The sequence below is a fragment of the Pseudomonas sp. GL-R-26 genome, assembly GCF_019947365.1.
Taxonomy (GTDB): domain Bacteria; phylum Pseudomonadota; class Gammaproteobacteria; order Pseudomonadales; family Pseudomonadaceae; genus Aquipseudomonas.
Genome location: NZ_JAGYGI010000035.1, coordinates 13205 through 29241 on the forward strand (window position 1 = coordinate 13205; position 16037 = coordinate 29241).

The following is a 16037-nucleotide window of genomic DNA, read 5'->3' on the forward strand; positions in this document are numbered from 1 at the left end:
AGTGAAGGAATCGATGCATGTTGGCAGTTGATGACGTCCAGCCTGTTGCGGCGTCAGTGGTCGAAGTTGGTGACGCTCGTGAACGGTTTGGCCAGTGGCGCGAAGGGAGGGGTGGGAAGGTCCTGTCCATCTCGGTGATCGGCGACAGCTACAGCGCCGGGCAGGATTTCTATCTGAACAAACTGGTGCAGCGGCTGGCCGGGGAGACGGGTTTCGCCGGCCCCGGCTATGTCGGCTTCAATCATGGCGCGGCGCTTGGCGGTACCCACTTCAAATACACCCGCAGCAGTGAAAAGTACTTCGGTGGTGACTGGCAGGTGTCCGCCCTCGGCCAGGCCAGCCCCGACAGTCGCACCCTTACCGGTCGACCTGGTGCCTGGCTGCAGATCGATGCCAACCCGACAGCGTCCATCAACACGGCTGTCACCCAAGCGAAATTGCTGTACCTGGGAGACGGAGAATCCAGTGAGGTGCGCTACCGCTGGGCTCCGTCGCAAACCTGGCAACCATTGACGCTCGCAGGCTCCGGAGTACAGGAACTGCCACTGTCCGGCACCTCGGCAGCGAAAGACTGGGCGTTCCGGCTGGAAGTGGTGAAAGGCGCGCCAACGCTCTTCGGTCTGTGGATGAACAACGATCAGGGCGGCGTGCGGGTGTCCAAGCTGGCAGCGTCCGGTGCGGCGTCCGCTGACTTCTACCACCGCGATATCCGTTGGCAGGCGCAGTGGAAGGCGGTGGTGTCGAAGATTCCCGCCGACATCTACCTGATCATGCTGGGTGGCAACGATCAGGGTTTTGGCGTGAAGCCCGAGCAGTACCTGAAGAATATTCAGGGTTTGGTGGGGATGGTCCGCGAGATTCAACCAGCCGCGAGCATCAACCTGATCCTGCGTCAGGACACGACGCGTTCCAGTGCTTACCCGATGTCAGCCTATGCGCAAGTCCTGGAGCCCTGGGCACGCAAGGAACATCTGGGTTACGCCAATCTGCAGTGCGCGTTTGGCACCGATTTCAAGCGCTACGCCGCCACCATGATCGGCCCGGACAAGATTCATCCGGTTCCGGCCACGGGTGGGCAAGTGATCGCTGATTACTTCTATCGTCTTCTTGTCGGTGGCAACACCGGGGTATCAGCACAGGACACCTGTAGGAGCGAGCTTGCTCGCGATGGTCGTCAACGATAACGCGCGAATCCTGAAGAATTGCGGTGTCATTGAGTTTTTCGCGAGCAAGCTCGCTCCTACAGGGCAGCCGATTCGAAGTGCTCCAGATGAGCGAGCAGCTCTGCTGTCTTGAGCGGCATCAGTTGCGTAGCACAACGGGTCTCCACGTTGATGATGATGGCCGGGTCGTTGCAGCAAATGCGCACTCGGAACCGCCAGTCGCTGAAAATCACTTTCAGTCCATCGCGGTCATCGATTTCCAGCGCCTGCCCGCGGTAAAGCCTTTTCAGGTGAGCGAGGAGGGGATAGGGGGCGAGCATCGACCGGCGGATGTCTCCGGAAGACGGAAACATACCGATTCGTTCCACCAGCAGAGTGGGGCCGAGCCAGGACTCGTTGGCGCTCGGCAACCGCTGATGTCGCGATAACGAGGACATCACCCCGAGGTTGCCCACCTCCATTTCAATGTATGCCGAGAGTTTTTCAATGTTCATGGTTGGCCTGCCTTGAATGAAGTGTGGGCGTGGGGTGCTGGAGCCGTCTTAGCGGCCCTTGAGGTACACGTTTTCGTAGCAGAAGTTGGTCGCCTGCAAGTATCCCTCGGCGTCGCCGCAATCGAAGCGCAAACCCTTGAACTTGTAGGCCAGCACACAGCCGTTCTGCGCCTGTTTCATCAGCGCGTCGGTGATCTGGATTTCGCCGCCTTTACCCGGTTCGGTGTCGGCGATCAGGTCGAAGATATCCGGCGTCAGAATGTAGCGGCCGATGATCGCCAGGTTCGACGGGGCGTCTTGCGGGGCCGGTTTTTCCACCATGTTGTTGACCCGGTAGATCCCGTCGGAGATCGGCTCGCCGGCAATCACGCCGTACTTGTGGGTCTGGTCGCGCGGTACTTCCTGGATGGCCACGATCGAGCAGCGGAATTTCTTGTAGAGCTGGATCATTTGCGTGAGGACGCCATCACCTTCCAGGTTCAGGCACAGGTCATCAGCCAGTACCACGGCGAAGGGTTCGTCGCCGATCAACGGACGGCCACTGAGAATCGCGTGGCCCAGGCCCTTCATTTCCACCTGACGGGTGTAGGAGAAGGTGCAGGTGTCGATGAGCTCGCGGGTTCCGGCCAGGAATTTCTCTTTCTCGGTGCCGCGAATCTGGTGCTCCAGTTCATAGCTGATGTCGAAGTGGTCTTCCAGCGCGCGCTTGCCCCGCCCGGTGACGATCGCCATGTGTTGCAGGCCGGCATCCCGTGCTTCTTCAACGGCGTATTCGATCAACGGCTTGTTGACGATCGGCAGCATTTCCTTGGGCATGGCTTTGGTCGCCGGCAAGAAACGAGTGCCATAGCCAGCAGCGGGGAACAAACATTTACGAATCATAAAAAAATATCCTGGACAGTCATGGAACACAGCCAACGGGTGCGCGCAATAACGAGTGATTGCAAGTTTCAATGATTATTGAAGGCTTACTTTAATACCTGAGTCTGGCCACTAGTGGCAAATAGCAATGTGCGGATAACACGACAATGTTATGAGATGTCGGGTTGATAGTTGTTAGTTATTTTTAGTCGGTATCTGTTGATAGTGGTGAGTGCGTCGGAATGCTAATAAGTATCCCGCAATACAGTTTGGCCTGAAAAAATATTTATTGCCAGCCGTTGAACTAATTTTGTTTTGTGTTGTTGTCGCTCTTATTTGTGTGGTTCAGCACACACCTTTAACAAGAGGGGCTTGACACGCAACTTCGCACTTTTCCCACTATGGACCGCGCTATGAAAATTCTGGTAACGGGTGGAGCTGGTTATATCGGTTCGCACACCACGCTCGCGCTGCTTGAGGCAGGCTATGAAGTTGTTGTGCTGGATAATCTTTGCAACAGCAGCGACGCGGCATTGCACGCGGTGGAAGCCATTTGTGGCAAGAGTGCGCTGATGATTCGCGGTGATGTGTGCGATCGGGCCTTGCTGGACCGGATTTTCCAGCAGCATGCCATCGATGCCGTCCTGCACTTTGCCGGTCTCAAGGCCGTGGGCGAGAGCGTGCGCAAGCCGCTTGAGTATTACGAGACCAACGTCAGCGGCAGCATCACCCTGTGTCAGGCGATGGCCGCTGCCGGGGTGTTTCGCCTGGTGTTCAGTTCGTCGGCCACGGTATACGGTGAGCCGGAGCAGATGCCGATCCGTGAGGATTTCCCCACGGGCAGCCCCACCAATCCCTACGGCCAATCCAAGCTGATCGTCGAAAATGTGCTGCGCGACCTGGCCCTGGCCGAGCCGCGCTGGAGCATCGCGCTGTTGCGTTACTTCAACCCGATCGGCGCGCATGACAGCGGTCATCTGGGCGAAGACCCGAGCGGCATTCCGAATAACCTGGTGCCCTACATCAGCCAAGTGGCGGTTGGCAGCCTGCAAGAGTTGTCGATCTTCGGCAACGATTACCCCACGGTCGACGGTACCGGGGTACGCGACTACATCCACGTCGTGGACCTGGCGGACGGGCATCTCAAGGCCTTGCAATCCATCGCCGGGCGCACCGGCATTCATACGTGGAACCTGGGCACGGGCGATGGCTACAGCGTGTTGCAAGTGCTGCGGGCGTTCGAGCAGGCGTGTGGTCAGCCGGTGCCCTATCGGATGATGCCGCGTCGCTCGGGTGATATCGCCGAGAGCTGGGCCGACCCTTCCAAGGCGGAGAAAGAGTTGGGCTGGAAGGCCACGCGCAACTTGCAGGACATGGTCACGGATACCTGGCGCTGGCAATCGAATCACCCCAAAGGCTACCTGGGATGATGGCGTTTTAGCCTAATGTTATTTCCGGTCAGGTTGTTAGATATCGTCGGGAAAATACACTGGCTATGCCTTTTGCAAGTCCGTAGATATAAACCTGCCGTTCGACTTTTATCAGTTGGGTAAGACTGTGAAAGAACAACGGATCTTGTTCGCACTTTTCGCGGACTTGAACTCTACCACCTCTAACGAACTACCCGATTTCGATCAGGTTGAATGTTAGAAAGGAGTTGATATGAAGAAAGTGATGGCAATTGCCCTGTTGACGATGTTGAGCAACTGGGCGTCCGCGGTAGAAGCGCCGCTTACAACTGCGACCAATGTGTTGGGTAACGTGGCGGCGACTCAAGCCACTGCAGCCAGTACTGCAATGGTCGCCAGTGCTGTAGCGGCGTCCAACAGTGGTGGAAGTGCAAACGGCGGTACGACGGGTACGACAGGTACCACGGGTACAACCGGTACGCACAACTAACTGAAACACCTGTTGGTGCAGTACAAGGTCGCCCGATGAAAATCGGGTGACTTTGTTTTTAGATTCGCCCTTGAATAGCGTAGTGCCATTATGACTCGTAGTTTTTCTCTTTTAATGTTGGCAAGCATCGCTTTACAAGGTTGCATGTTTTCCCCCGGCCAATACCTGAGCACCAGTGATATCACACGCCAGGGCGCCAGTGAGAGCAGCCGGGTCGAGCTCATTCCGATCACGCCCAAGCTCATCTCCATGAACAGGGCCACGCAAAAGCGTGAGTCCGTGCCGACGGAACTATTGGCGGCCCCGGCCGAGTACCGCATCGGCAGTAACGATGTCCTGTACATCACGGTCTGGGATCACCCGGAGCTGACCGCACCCTCCGGCGCGCAACAGCAGATTGATGCCAACGGTCGCCTGGTCCGTGCCGATGGCACGCTCTACTACCCGTTTATCAAAGAGGTCCAGGCGGCTGGTAAAACCGTCCAGCAACTGCGATCGGACATCGAAGAAAGGCTGTCGGCCTTCATCGCCGACCCGCAAGTGGATGTCGCCGTGTTGCGCTTTTCCAGTCAGAAAGTCGTGGTGACGGGCGCCGTTTCGAAGGCCGGTCCGCAAGCGATTTCCACCAACCCGCTCAGTGTGGTCGAGGCCCTCGGTTCTGCCGGTATCGATACGGCGAGTGCCGACTTGTCCGGCCTGTTGCTGACGCGAAACGGACGGGTCTACACGCTCAATCTCGACACGCTCAACCAGCCGGATTCCGAGTTGCAGAACGTCTACCTCAAGGGTGGCGATCAGTTGTATCTGCCGTACAACGACAAAAAGCGCATCTACGTCATGGGCGAGGTCAACCAGCCCCGCGCACTGAGCTTCAAGACCGCCACCATGAACCTGTCCGATGTGCTGGGCTCGGTCGGCGGATTGAGTCAGACCACCTCCAACGGTAACGCCGTGTACGTGATCAGGGGTGTTGAAAACCTCGATGTGGAACCGGCGAAAGTCTACCAACTGCAAGCCGAATCACCGACCGCGATGGTGCTGGCCACGCACTTTGAAGTACGTCCCCAGGACGTCGTCTACGTAGGTCCTGCCAACGTGACTCGCTGGAATCGCTTCATCAGCCAATTGGTGCCGTCGGCATCGATTGTCGGTACGGGCGCTTCCGCGGCGAAGAACATGAGTGAAGTCAGCAGCAACAGCAAATAAGGCCGGGTCCGATCGTGAGAACGTTGAATGTTGGCGTCTGCTTGATAGCGGCCTTGATGTTGTGTGGCTGTAACCCGCTGATGGTCGCTTCGTTGACCAACCTCAAATCGGCGGTGGCGGGGCCGGATGAGCTGGACGTGACGGCGGCCCAGGTGGCGGATGTGCGCTATCCCCAGCTCAAGCTGACCACGCCATCCGGTTCCGGTGTGCTGGCGCTGGTGCGTGAGCGCGGCGACCTGCAGTTCTGGGTCGCGTCCGGCAAACAGGTTCTGCTCATGCGCGATGGCCTGGCGGTGCGCAGCATCGGCCTGGGCCTGGGTGACGATCTGGACGGGACACGCCTTGCTGACGTCGAGCCCTTCAAGCAAGGCCTCCATCAAGTGCCCGATGGCTACACCAGCCAGCGCTGGATCGATCTCTACCAGGGCCAGGAAGTCGGGGTGACCTTGAACAGTCGCTTCTCCCGCAAATCCATGGAAACCCTGGAAATCCTCAACAAGGAATATGCCGTGCTACGTGTCGATGAGCAGATTGACGCGCCGGCCATCGGCCTGCGTGCGACCAATCGTTACTGGGTCGATCCCGTTGACGGTTTCATTGTGCAGAGTGAGCAGCAACTGACCTCGCAATTGCGGGTCAAGATCGTGCAACTGACTCCTGACCGCAGGCATGCCCGGTGAAGCGGGTCAGGGCTCTATCGGCGTGCCTGCTGTTGATCACCGGCATCAGCCATGCAGCGGTCACCGTTACCGGTGACGTTGCCAATCCGGGGGCGGTCGAGTTGCCGGCGGGCGGGCGATTGCTGGACGTGATCAGCGTGGCACAGCCCAATGCCGAGAGTTACTGGTTGGCGGGCGTATTGCTGCGTCAGTCTCTGATCGAGCAACAGACCCGGCTCAAGGCCGGGGTGCTGTTCGATCTGGACGTGTTGCAGCGCATGGCCGTGCTTTTCGACAGGCCGAGCCGGGCTGCCCTGGCGGTGCGGTTGGCCGAGCAAGTCAGGCGCATGCCGGTCACCGGGCGCCAGGTGGCTGTTCTGGACCCGGTCGCCGTGGAAGTCGGGTTTGCCCGCAACATTCGCCTGGACGACGGCGACCGCCTGATCTACCCGTTGCGGGTCGACGAAGTCGAGGTGCTAGGCGCTGTCGCCGACTCGTGCCGGTTGCCCTATCAACCACTGCAAGAGGCCCGCGAATACCTGCAGGGCTGCACGCCGCTGGTCGATGCGGACGCCGATTACCTTTGGTTGATCCAGCCCAACGGCGTCACCCGGCGCGTCGGCATTGCCCACTGGAATCGCGAGAGCGGGCAGATACCTGCCGCCGGCAGCAAGATTCTGGTCCCGGTCAAAAACGATGACCTTGATCCGCCTATCCCTGAACTGAATCAGCAGTTGGCCGAATTTGTTGCCACGCAGTTGGCTGAGGTGGTTCGTTGAATTTACGTTTTGCAGCCGTATTGTTATTGCCCTGTGGTCTGGCTCATGCAGAACCACGCATTACCCAAAATGATTTCGGTGGCGCGGGCTTGTTGCAGACGCCGACGGCGCGCATGGCGCCGGCCGGTGAGTTGAGCCTGAATGCCAACCGCACCGAGCCTTATAGTCGCTACAGCGTTTCACTTCAGCCACTTGAGTGGCTGGAAGGCTCGTTTCGCTACACCGCGATCACCAACCGCCCTTACGGCCCCGAATCGTTGAGCGGCAACCAGAGCTATAAGGACAAGGCGGTCGACCTCAAGGCCCGCCTGTGGGAAGAAACCCATTGGGCGCCCGAGGTGGCCTTGGGCTTCCGGGACATCGGCGGTACAGGCCTGTTCTCCAGTGAATTCGTGGTGGCCAACAAGCGCTATGACAATTTTGATTTCAGCGCCGGCATTGCCTGGGGCTACCTGGGCAACCGCGGTGACTTCGAAAACCCGCTGGGCTACCTCGGTGATCGCTTCAAGACCCGGCCGGCCAACGAAGGCACCGGTGATGTCAACGCCGGGGCCTATTTTCGCGGGAGCCCTTCCTTTTTCGGCGGCGTGAGCTATCAGACGCCCTGGGATCGGCTCAGCCTGAAACTCGAATACGAAGGCAACGATTACAAGCACGAGCCAAAGGACAACCAGATCAAGCAGGACTCGCCGATCAACCTCGGTGCGGTGTTCAAGCTGACCGACTCGATCGACCTCAGCGCTGCGTGGGAGCGTGGCAATACGGCGATGTTCGGCGTCACTTTCCATACCAACTTCGCCAGCCGTAAGGCGCCGGCCAAGACGTTCGATCCGCCGGCTGAACCGTTGCCAGCGAAAGCGCCGAGCACCGAGATGGAACAGGTCAACTGGGCCGATGTGTCCCGACGCCTGCAGCAAAATGCCGGGTACAAGGTCGAGCGCATCAGCCAGCGTGATTCCGAGTTGATCGTGTATGGCGAGCAGCAGCGTTACTTCCATTCGGCCAAGGCCGTTGGCCGGGCGAGCCGGATTCTGGATAACAGCGTCAACGACGATATCGACTGGTTCACCGTGGTGAACAAGCGCTACGACCTGCCGCTTGAAGAGACCAGCGTGCCTCGGCAAACCTTCCGCGAAGTGATCAACAACGAGGAGCCGCTGCAAACGCTGCACCGCACCACCGAAATCAATCCGGCGATGCCGCACAACGAGAAAGCCCTCTACACCGAAGCGCTGCAGCCATTCGCTTATGGCGTGGGGCTGGGCTTCAAGCAGAACGTCGGTGGCCCCGATGGCTTGCTCTATCAGTTCAGTGCCGACGCAGACGCCGAGTACCGCTTCAACCGCAACACCTGGTGGAGTGGCTTGCTCAGTGCCAACCTGATCAACAACTTCGACAAGTTCACCTATGACGCACCCAGCGGCTTGCCCCGCGTGCGCACGGACTTGCGCCAGTACATGACCACGTCCGATGTCACCATGCCGTTGTTCCAGGTCAGCCATGCCGAGCAGTTGGACAAAGACCTGTATGGCATGGTGTACGGTGGCTACCTGGAGTCGATGTTTGCCGGCGTCGGGGGCGAGGTGCTGTTCCGTCCGACCGGCGAGCGCTGGTCGGTGGGCGCGGATCTGAACTACGTGCGCCAGCGGGAGTTCGACCAGGGGTTTGGTTTGCGTGATTACTCTGTGTTGACCGGTCATATCACCGGCTACACCGACTTGCCCCACGATACGCTGGCAGCCATCAGCGTCGGGCGTTACCTGGCAGGTGACTGGGGCGGCACGCTGGATATCTCGCGGGAGTTTTCCAACGGCGTACGGTTTGGTGCGTGGGCAACAATCACCACCGCAACCGGCCCTCAATACGGCGAAGGTAGTTTCGACAAAGGCATCTACCTGTCCGTTCCGTTCGACGAACTGATGAGCATGTCGACCATGCGCCGCGCCAACCTCGTCTGGTCGCCACTGACCCGGGACGGCGGTGCACGGCTCAATCGCAGCTACCAGTTGCACTCCATGACCGACAGCCGCGACGACGACATGTTCTACCGCAACTTCGAGAAGATCACCGAGTAACCTGTAGGAGCGAGCCTGCTCGCGATGGCGTCGGCACATTCAGCATTGATGTTGACTGACCCGCCGCCATCGCGGGCAAGCCACGCTCCCACAGGGGGCTTTTGGTGACCCGGAAATCTGGCTACACACCCGACTCCTGTGGGAGCGAGCTTGCTCGCGATGGCGTCATTACATCCAGCTTTGATGTTGACTGACCCAACGCTTTCGCGAGCAGGCTCACTCCTACAGTGGTCTTTTGGTGATCCAGAAATCCGGACAGTCCCGAATCACAGCCACAAAAAAGGGGACTTGCGTCCCCTTGCGGTGTTGCCTTGTGCAGCGTTAAACCATCAGTAGATGTCCTTCGACAACAAGGTGAACGGCGTCTTCACCAGAATCTTCAGGTCCAGCCACAACGACCAGTTGTTGATGTACTTGAGGTCTATCTCGACACGCTTCTGCATCTTGTCGATGGTGTCGGTCTCGCCACGGCAACCGTTGATCTGCGCCAGGCCAGTGATGCCCGGTTTGATTCGATGGCGCGCCATGTAGGCGAGAATTTTCCCGGAGTAGTAGTTGTTGTGCGCGATGGCGTGAGGGCGCGGGCCGACCAGCGCCATGTGTCCTTGCAGCACGTTGAACAGTTGCGGCAACTCGTCCAGCGAAGTGCGACGGATGAAGCGTCCGACGGCGGTGATGCGCGAGTCGTTACGGCTGGCCTGCTTGACCTCATGGTCATCGTGCACGCGCATGGATCGGAACTTCCAGACCTGAATAATCTTGCCGTTCCAGCCATGGCGGTCCTGCTTGAAGAACACAGGGCCAGGCGAGTTGAGCTTTACGGCCAGGGCAATGACCAGCAGCACCGGGCTCAGCAGGATAATGGCCAGCAGGGCCACGCTTTTTTCCACCAGGCTTTTACTCAGCGCGGCAGTGGGCCGGCTGGTCAGCGGACTTTCGTTCAGGTAGATCGCTGGCAGGCCGTCCACGACTTTCACCGAGTGATTGAGCAGCGTCAGGCTGTTCAAGTCCGGCACCCAGACCACGTCAACGTTGGCATCGAGCAAATCGACGTACATGGCTTCGATTTTTGCCGCTTCCGACAGGGGCAGCGTGATGTACAAACGACGGATGTCATGGGTCTTGATCAGTTCCAGCAGGTCCTCCTGGGCGCCGAGGATGCGCGGTGCGCCTGGCTCCAGGGCAGGAAGGGCACCGTTGCTGACCAGGCCCACCAACGGCAGGTTTTCGAGGTCGCTCAGCTTGTTCGCCAATCCCAGCGCCAGTTCACCGGTGCCGACGATCAGGGTTTTATGCTCGCTTTTACGTGACCGCTGGTAGAACTTCGAGAACGCATGCAGCGGCGCATACAGCAACGCCTGGCCGAGGAAACCGTACACCGCCCAACCCAGGATGACTTGCCGGGAAAACAGCCCATCGGCCTTGCAGATAAACGCGATGCAGGCCAGCGCGGCCATCGTCATGGACCAGCCCATGAACAGGCGTCCCAGCCCTGACAGATAATTGTCTCTTTTGCGGTACACGCCGCTGAACGTATAAGCCGGAACCGAGGCCAGTACCGCGAGCGTTGCGCACATTCGGTAATAGAACTCGACCGTTCCGGTGTGCCGTTCAGCCAGTATGAACAACAGAGAAACTACAAAGCCCTGTGCCAGCGCCCATTGCCCCCAAAAGGTAAGTCCCTTGAGGCCGGTGTTTCGATTGATACTAAGAGTAAGATCCATACAATATCCCCAAAAGACGTCCATTCAGGTTTCGACAGTTGAAATCCGAGTTGTTAAGTAGACTTGTTATTGTTGTTGGAGCGAGTGTCCTGAGGTAACAGCGTCGATATGCCGAACTGTCGTCAGTCAATAGACTAAGTTATTGGTGGAGATGCTGTCTGACGAGTTCTAACAAGATGGCAAAGTGCCAACTATTAAAATTTTAGAAGAGGTCGAGCGTTAGAAAAAGTCGAATGGAAGAGGGTGAGCAATTAGAGTGGTATTTGGTATTGTAGGAGGGGTGGGGATGAGGGCGGTCTGACTAGGGCGGAGGTTGAAACCAAACAGAGTGCTATTTTTATTGTTGTAATCGCACTGTTTCTGTTTGTTTTGTTCGCTAAAGGTGGAGGTGTTTACGCCACGACTTCCTGGATCAGGCAATAGCCTCGATTTCTTACTGCACGGAACAGTCGCTCACCGTTACTGGCACTTTTGAATTTTTCTTGCAGTCGACTCAGGCACATTTCCAGGCCGCGATATTGTTCCGGCTCCCTGCCGATGCTGAGGATCAGTTCGTCTCGACTTACGACACGCTCTTCATGGTGCAGCATTTTCTTTACCAGCGCGGCTTCCAATCCGGTCAGGCTGATCTCGATGCCCTCTTTTACCAATGCGCTTTGATCCTTGTCGAGTTGCCAGGCTTCGCTGTAAGGAGTGTCGCCGTCGATTGTTCGCGTAATATCATTGGCTGCCCCGGCTGTTGCCGGCATGCAGTGGAATGGATTCGCCGATTGCGCTGCCAGCCATTCGGATTCCAGGGTGGCCAATAGTCGCTGTGTATCATGTTCGATACTGCGCGCGACGTTTTTCCTTGAAACGCTTGGGTAGCTGAACTCCATCAGCACAGGAGCGGAAGAGGGTGAAGCAACACCTTCAATAAACATTTGTGCCTGGGAGGTGCCAAACGAGTTGAAGCGCTTACTGGACAGGATGGTCTCAAGTTCACGCTGCGACGTAGTGCTGTGGGTCACGACGACAAAGTATTTTCTTGGGAGGGTTGTACTAGTTTCCATGTCTCTCTCCTGAAGTACACACCAAATTTGGCTAAAAGATGATCGGCAGGGGAGTAATGACTCCCTCGGAAGTAATCGAAAGGCAGGGTCTGGGCCCAAATTTGGCCCTCGATAGGTTCCACTCGATCTACAGCTATAGAATAAACTTTTCTTGTTATGGTCCAATGTTGCCACGGTCATGAAATCGATAAGTGCCTTTGGTATGAAATACAAAAAAACGATGAGGCCGAGACCTTTGTGTCGTTGAGGAAGTCGCCTGATGAACTAATACTAACGCGCCATCCCGTCTGTGTGTCGGGGGGTTGAGATCAGCCCCCTCATCAACCGGTAACCATGCCCCCGGATGCTCTGGATGGCGTTTGTGCCATACATGTCCTTGATTTTTCCACGAAGGCGACTGATCGATTTTTCCAATGCCCTGGGGTCATAAAAGTTGGTGTTGAGTCCCATGATGTTGGCGATTTCATCGTGACTTAGTATGTGGTTACTGGTTTGCGCAAAGGCTTCCAGGATCTTCATTTCTGCAAAGGAGATGTCCAGCTTCTTGCTGGTACCCAGTAGACAAATACGGGTGGGGTCCAATATCAAATTGATATCTCTTTGCCATTCTTCACTGCTGAAGAACTCGGCGAGCAACTCAGAGCTTTCATCGGAAAGGGTATTGAACTTGATGCAGTAGTCGGCCCCCGCAAGATAGTACTTGATCTTGTTGTAGGTGCCTCGGCCCGTGATGACCGCGCAAATGATGGGTTTCAAGTTGCCGGTGCGCAGGTTTTCCACTAGTGCGAGGCTTTCCTCGAGGGCCTGGGGGCTGTCGATGATGATGAAGATGGCGCGATACGAACCAGAGCGTTCATTCTTCTTGAATGAACTAGTGTAGGAGTTGGCATCTAGTGCCATATCGGTCCGCACATGCCTTGCGACTAGCGCTCTAAAATGTTCAGCCACGCCACGGGTACGACCCAGAGTGAGAACTCCGGGTTCATCGTTTGTCTGGCGCTGGCTTCTAGTCGCTAAGTTCCCTGTAAGCATCATGCATTGACTCGAATAGGTGCTGACATCGGGATGTTAAAGCACCGGTTCTCATCTGTGACTGACAATTGGTAACATTTACGCGATTTTTAGACGTGGCTCCCGAGTTTTTTAACAATAGTTAAGCTTTTCAAGCTTTTAGTTGATTTTCTCGGCGGGCTAAACTAGTGGGATAGCGTCGTTAGATGGTGGCAATATGGAATTGTGCCACTATTTTGAAACGATGGCGATTTGTTTTTTATGTCCTTTTGCCACTGTTTGGCCTGCTGCGTGCCACCATTCAAGCCAAGATGCTGAATCCACTAAGAAACACAAATAGTGTGAGAGCGATCACACTTTATTCAGTGGCGAGACTTTTTTCTACTAAATAGCTAAATATTTTCCCGAGGTGTTCGTACGCGGACGATTATTAACATGGCTTGAGTGTGTCTTTTGATAAGACATATTCTCCCTCGCTACATCAGGTAGTGGGTGTGGATGTCTCGATTGTTTTGCTTGAGCTACTCAATATCTGAGTGCAGTTGACGGATCGTTCCCAAGGAACGGTCTGACGGAGGATTAATGGATTTCTGGACCCTTTTCAAAGTGTTTATCCTGGGCGCGGTAGAGGGCCTGACTGAGTTTTTGCCCATCTCCAGTACGGGCCACCAGATTATTGTTGCGGACTTGCTGGACTTTGGCGGTGAACGCGCCATGGCGTTCAATATCATTATTCAGCTGGGCGCAATTCTTGCCGTTGTCTGGGAGTTTCGCCGCAAGATTTCAGAGATAGTCAAAGGACTGCCGACCCAGCGCAATGCACAACGTTTCACACTGAACTTGCTGATCGGTTTTCTTCCGGCCGTCGTTCTGGGTGTCTTGTTCGCCGACCAGATTCATCACTACCTGTTCAACCCGATCACCGTGGCAGTCGCATTGGTCGTGGGCGGCATTGTCATGTTGTGGGCGGAGCAGAGAGACCACGTGGTGCACGTCGACCATGTCGACGACATGCGCTGGTCGGATGCGCTGAAGGTGGGTTTCGCGCAATGCCTGGCGATGATCCCGGGCACTTCCCGCTCCGGATCGACCATTATCGGCGGCCTGCTGTTTGGCCTGTCGCGCAAGGCCGCCACCGAGTACTCGTTCTTCCTGGCGATGCCCACCATGGTCGGTGCCTCGGTGTATTCAGGCTACAAGTACCGGGAGCTGTTCCAGACCAGCGACCTGCCGGTTTTCGCCCTGGGCTTCGTCACAGCGTTCTTTTTCGCCATGATCGCCGTACGCGGCTTGCTCAAGTTCATTGCGAACCACAGCTATGCCGCCTTCGCGTGGTACCGGATCGTTTTCGGATTGTTGATCCTGGCAACCTGGGCATTCGGTTGGGTGAACTGGACGGCGGCGGCCGCCAGCTGACAGGTGCGCCAGGCGGGTCAAGCCGCCTGGCTGAAAAGGCGAGAACAACCGGGCATTAACGCCCTTCAAGCAACCCGGCAGCTTGATCCAGCAAGGCCAAGGGCTCCTTGGCCTTGTGGATATCCACCGACAACAACTGCCGAAACTTGCGCGCCCCCGGGAACCCGGTGCCCAGCCCAAGCACATGGCGAGTGATGTGGTGCATCGAACCGCCAGCGTCGATGTGTGCAGCGATATACGGCCGCAACTGCGCCAGTGCTTCGGCACGGGTGATCACCGGCGCCGTGCTGCCGAACAGCTGCTGGTCCACCTCGGCCATCACGTAAGGGTTGTGATACGCCTCGCGGCCCAACATCACACCGTCGAACGTCTGCAAATGCTCGTGGCAGGCCTCCAGCGTCTTGATTCCGCCGTTGAGGATAATCTCCAGCTCGGGAAAATCCGCCTTCAACCGCGCCGCCACGTCATAACGCAGGGGCGGGATGTCACGGTTCTCCTTCGGCGACAACCCCTCCAGAATCGCAATCCGCGCGTGCACGGTAAAACTGGTGCACCCGGCATCCCGCACCGTGCCGACGAAATCACACAGCTCCTCGTAACTGTCCCGCCCGTTGATCCCGATACGGTGCTTGACCGTCACCGGAATCGACACCGCATCACGCATCGCCTTCACACAATCGGCCACCAACTGCGGATGCCCCATCAGGCACGCGCCGATCATATTGTTCTGCACCCGATCACTCGGGCAGCCGACATTCAGGTTCACCTCGTCGTAACCATGCTCCTGCGCCATGCGCGCACACGCGGCCAGGTCCAGCGGGACACTGCCGCCGAGCTGCAGGGCGAGCGGGTGCTCGGCTTCGTTGTGTCGCAGGAAACGCTCGTGATCGCCGTTGAGCAGGGCACCGGTGGTGACCATTTCGGTGTAGAGCAAGGCGTTTTTCGACAATAGGCGCAGGAAGAAGCGGCAGTGGCGGTCGGTCCAATCCATCATGGGTGCAACAGAAAACCTCCTGGATACCGAATCGGCTGGATAGGCTAGGTTTTCTGTGGGTTTCATCGGCATTTCGCGACTTCTCATTTGCTGCGGTTTACTACGGTTTTTGCTTAATATTGAGAGAGCCTTGCTGCAATGTAGCAACGCAAACCACTCGTGTAGCAAAATCCATGGAGTCAATCACCGTTCGCAAGCGCAAGGATGGCTCTGCAGCGTACACAGCACTGATCCGCATCATGCAAATGGGTGTGACAGTTTATCAGGAAAGCCAGACCTTCGATTGCAAGACCACAACCCAAGCCAGGCTCAAGCGGCGCGAAACCGAGCTGGTCGAACCTGCTGCAATTGCCAAGGCCAATCGCATGGGCGTGACGGTCAAGGAAATGATCGAGCGCTACCGGGTATTGGCTTGCTAACCGCTAATGCGTTAATCGCCTCGATCGGCGATGCGAGGGACTTTAACAAAGGACGGTAATTGGCTGCCTGGTTAGGCCTCGTGCCTAGGCAGCACTCCGGCGGTGGAAAGCCGACGTTGTTAGGAATGAACAAACGAGAAGGCGCGTACCTACGAACCTTGATGATTCATGGCTCCCGCTCCCCCCACAAAAGCGAGTACCAACCGGATTGCCGGCGTCTTTCACGCCTGCATGGACGAGTCGTCGAGGTTTCATCGACGTAGATCACACCACTGATTGCACAGG

Annotated in this window: 14 protein-coding genes and 2 pseudogenes; 10 read left to right on the forward strand and 6 right to left on the reverse strand. The window is 57.0% G+C overall.

The genetic code is table 11. The annotated features are described in order from the left end of the window. Window positions 1–17: 17 nt before the first annotated feature. The gene (locus KGA96_RS25740; RefSeq protein WP_223515353.1) at window positions 18–1184 is read left to right on the forward strand and encodes an SGNH/GDSL hydrolase family protein; all 1167 of its coding nucleotides are present in this window, start codon (window positions 18–20) and stop codon (window positions 1182–1184) included. Between the two features lie 56 nt (window positions 1185–1240). Here the strand turns inward: KGA96_RS25740 and KGA96_RS25745 are convergent, their stop codons facing one another. Next, window positions 1241–1657, reverse strand: a complete 417-nt coding sequence (locus KGA96_RS25745; protein ID WP_223464774.1) for a mannose-1-phosphate guanylyltransferase — start codon at window positions 1655–1657, stop codon at window positions 1241–1243. 48 nt (window positions 1658–1705) lie between these two features. Next, on the reverse strand, window positions 1706–2539 hold the full coding sequence (gene galU, locus KGA96_RS25750) for a UTP--glucose-1-phosphate uridylyltransferase GalU (protein ID WP_046038087.1): 834 nt from the start codon (window positions 2537–2539) through the stop codon (window positions 1706–1708). 392 nt (window positions 2540–2931) lie between these two features. Between galU and galE the strand changes: the two genes are divergently transcribed. The 6 genes from galE to KGA96_RS25780 all read left to right on the forward strand — a co-directional run bounded on the left by galE (window position 2932) and on the right by KGA96_RS25780 (window position 9136). Then, the gene (galE, locus tag KGA96_RS25755) at window positions 2932–3948 is read left to right on the forward strand and encodes a UDP-glucose 4-epimerase GalE (protein WP_046038089.1); all 1017 of its coding nucleotides are present in this window, start codon (window positions 2932–2934) and stop codon (window positions 3946–3948) included. A 232-nt stretch (window positions 3949–4180) separates the two neighbouring features. Next, complete coding sequence (locus tag KGA96_RS25760) at window positions 4181–4417, forward strand: hypothetical protein (protein ID WP_046038091.1); 237 nt, start codon at window positions 4181–4183, stop codon at window positions 4415–4417. 144 nt (window positions 4418–4561) lie between these two features. Beyond that, window positions 4562–5623 (forward strand): polysaccharide biosynthesis/export family protein, encoded by a 1062-nt coding sequence (locus KGA96_RS25765; protein ID WP_223515356.1) that lies wholly within the window; start codon window positions 4562–4564, stop codon window positions 5621–5623. A gap of 14 nt (window positions 5624–5637) precedes the next feature. Further along, window positions 5638–6303 carry a YjbF family lipoprotein gene (locus KGA96_RS25770; RefSeq protein ID WP_223515359.1) on the forward strand — a complete coding sequence of 222 codons (666 nt, stop codon included), beginning with the start codon at window positions 5638–5640 and terminating at the stop codon, window positions 6301–6303. Next, complete coding sequence (locus tag KGA96_RS25775) at window positions 6300–7061, forward strand: capsule biosynthesis GfcC family protein (RefSeq protein ID WP_223515362.1); 762 nt, start codon at window positions 6300–6302, stop codon at window positions 7059–7061. Before KGA96_RS25770 ends, KGA96_RS25775 begins: the two co-directional genes overlap by 4 nt. After that, a complete protein-coding gene (locus KGA96_RS25780) occupies window positions 7058–9136 on the forward strand; it encodes a YjbH domain-containing protein (protein WP_046038096.1) in 2079 nt (692 codons plus the stop codon). The genes KGA96_RS25775 and KGA96_RS25780 overlap by 4 nt, the downstream gene beginning before the upstream one ends. 329 nt (window positions 9137–9465) lie before the next feature. Here the strand turns inward: KGA96_RS25780 and KGA96_RS25790 are convergent, their stop codons facing one another. The 3 genes from KGA96_RS25790 to KGA96_RS25800 form a co-directional block, all read right to left on the reverse strand. Beyond that, window positions 9466–10860 (reverse strand): undecaprenyl-phosphate glucose phosphotransferase, encoded by a 1395-nt coding sequence (locus KGA96_RS25790; protein WP_223515364.1) that lies wholly within the window; start codon window positions 10858–10860, stop codon window positions 9466–9468. Between the two features lie 392 nt (window positions 10861–11252). Then, window positions 11253–11912, reverse strand: a complete 660-nt coding sequence (locus KGA96_RS25795; protein ID WP_046038100.1) for a transcriptional regulator — start codon at window positions 11910–11912, stop codon at window positions 11253–11255. A 270-nt stretch (window positions 11913–12182) separates the two neighbouring features. After that, complete coding sequence (locus KGA96_RS25800; protein WP_046038102.1) at window positions 12183–12947, reverse strand: winged helix-turn-helix domain-containing protein; 765 nt, start codon at window positions 12945–12947, stop codon at window positions 12183–12185. Between the two features lie 558 nt (window positions 12948–13505). On the opposite strand from KGA96_RS25800, the gene KGA96_RS25805 reads away from it, so the two are divergent. After that, window positions 13506–14339 carry an undecaprenyl-diphosphate phosphatase gene (locus KGA96_RS25805; RefSeq protein WP_223515367.1) on the forward strand — a complete coding sequence of 278 codons (834 nt, stop codon included), beginning with the start codon at window positions 13506–13508 and terminating at the stop codon, window positions 14337–14339. Between the two features lie 55 nt (window positions 14340–14394). On the opposite strand, the gene dusA is transcribed toward KGA96_RS25805, so the two are convergent. Further along, window positions 14395–15399: a tRNA dihydrouridine(20/20a) synthase DusA gene (gene dusA, locus KGA96_RS25810; protein ID WP_080925261.1), complete on the reverse strand. Its 1005-nt coding sequence runs from the start codon at window positions 15397–15399 to the stop codon at window positions 14395–14397. 107 nt (window positions 15400–15506) lie between these two features. Between dusA and KGA96_RS25815 the strand changes: the two are divergent. Continuing rightward, window positions 15507–15734: pseudogene (locus KGA96_RS25815) on the forward strand (site-specific integrase); the annotation flags it as partial. Further along, window positions 15728–15934: pseudogene (locus tag KGA96_RS25820) on the forward strand (transposase); the annotation flags it as partial. The pseudogenes KGA96_RS25815 and KGA96_RS25820, both read left to right, overlap by 7 nt. Window positions 15935–16037: the final 103 nt, after the last annotated feature.

Excerpts from the sequence above, each read along its gene's own strand:
- KGA96_RS25740 (WP_223515353.1), top strand. The coding sequence starts at position 18 with ATGTTGGCAGTTGATGACGTCCAGCCTGTTGCGGCGTCAGTGGTCGAA.
- KGA96_RS25745 (WP_223464774.1), bottom strand. The coding sequence starts at position 1,657 with ATGAACATTGAAAAACTCTCGGCATACATTGAAATGGAGGTGGGCAAC.
- galU (WP_046038087.1), bottom strand. The coding sequence starts at position 2,539 with ATGATTCGTAAATGTTTGTTCCCCGCTGCTGGCTATGGCACTCGTTTC.
- galE (WP_046038089.1), top strand. The coding sequence starts at position 2,932 with ATGAAAATTCTGGTAACGGGTGGAGCTGGTTATATCGGTTCGCACACC.
- KGA96_RS25760 (WP_046038091.1), top strand. The coding sequence starts at position 4,181 with ATGAAGAAAGTGATGGCAATTGCCCTGTTGACGATGTTGAGCAACTGG.
- KGA96_RS25765 (WP_223515356.1), top strand. The coding sequence starts at position 4,562 with ATGTTTTCCCCCGGCCAATACCTGAGCACCAGTGATATCACACGCCAG.
- KGA96_RS25790 (WP_223515364.1), bottom strand. The coding sequence starts at position 10,860 with ATGGATCTTACTCTTAGTATCAATCGAAACACCGGCCTCAAGGGACTT.
- KGA96_RS25795 (WP_046038100.1), bottom strand. The coding sequence starts at position 11,912 with ATGGAAACTAGTACAACCCTCCCAAGAAAATACTTTGTCGTCGTGACC.
- KGA96_RS25800 (WP_046038102.1), bottom strand. The coding sequence starts at position 12,947 with ATGATGCTTACAGGGAACTTAGCGACTAGAAGCCAGCGCCAGACAAAC.
- KGA96_RS25805 (WP_223515367.1), top strand. The coding sequence starts at position 13,506 with ATGGATTTCTGGACCCTTTTCAAAGTGTTTATCCTGGGCGCGGTAGAG.
- dusA (WP_080925261.1), bottom strand. The coding sequence starts at position 15,399 with ATGAAACCCACAGAAAACCTAGCCTATCCAGCCGATTCGGTATCCAGG.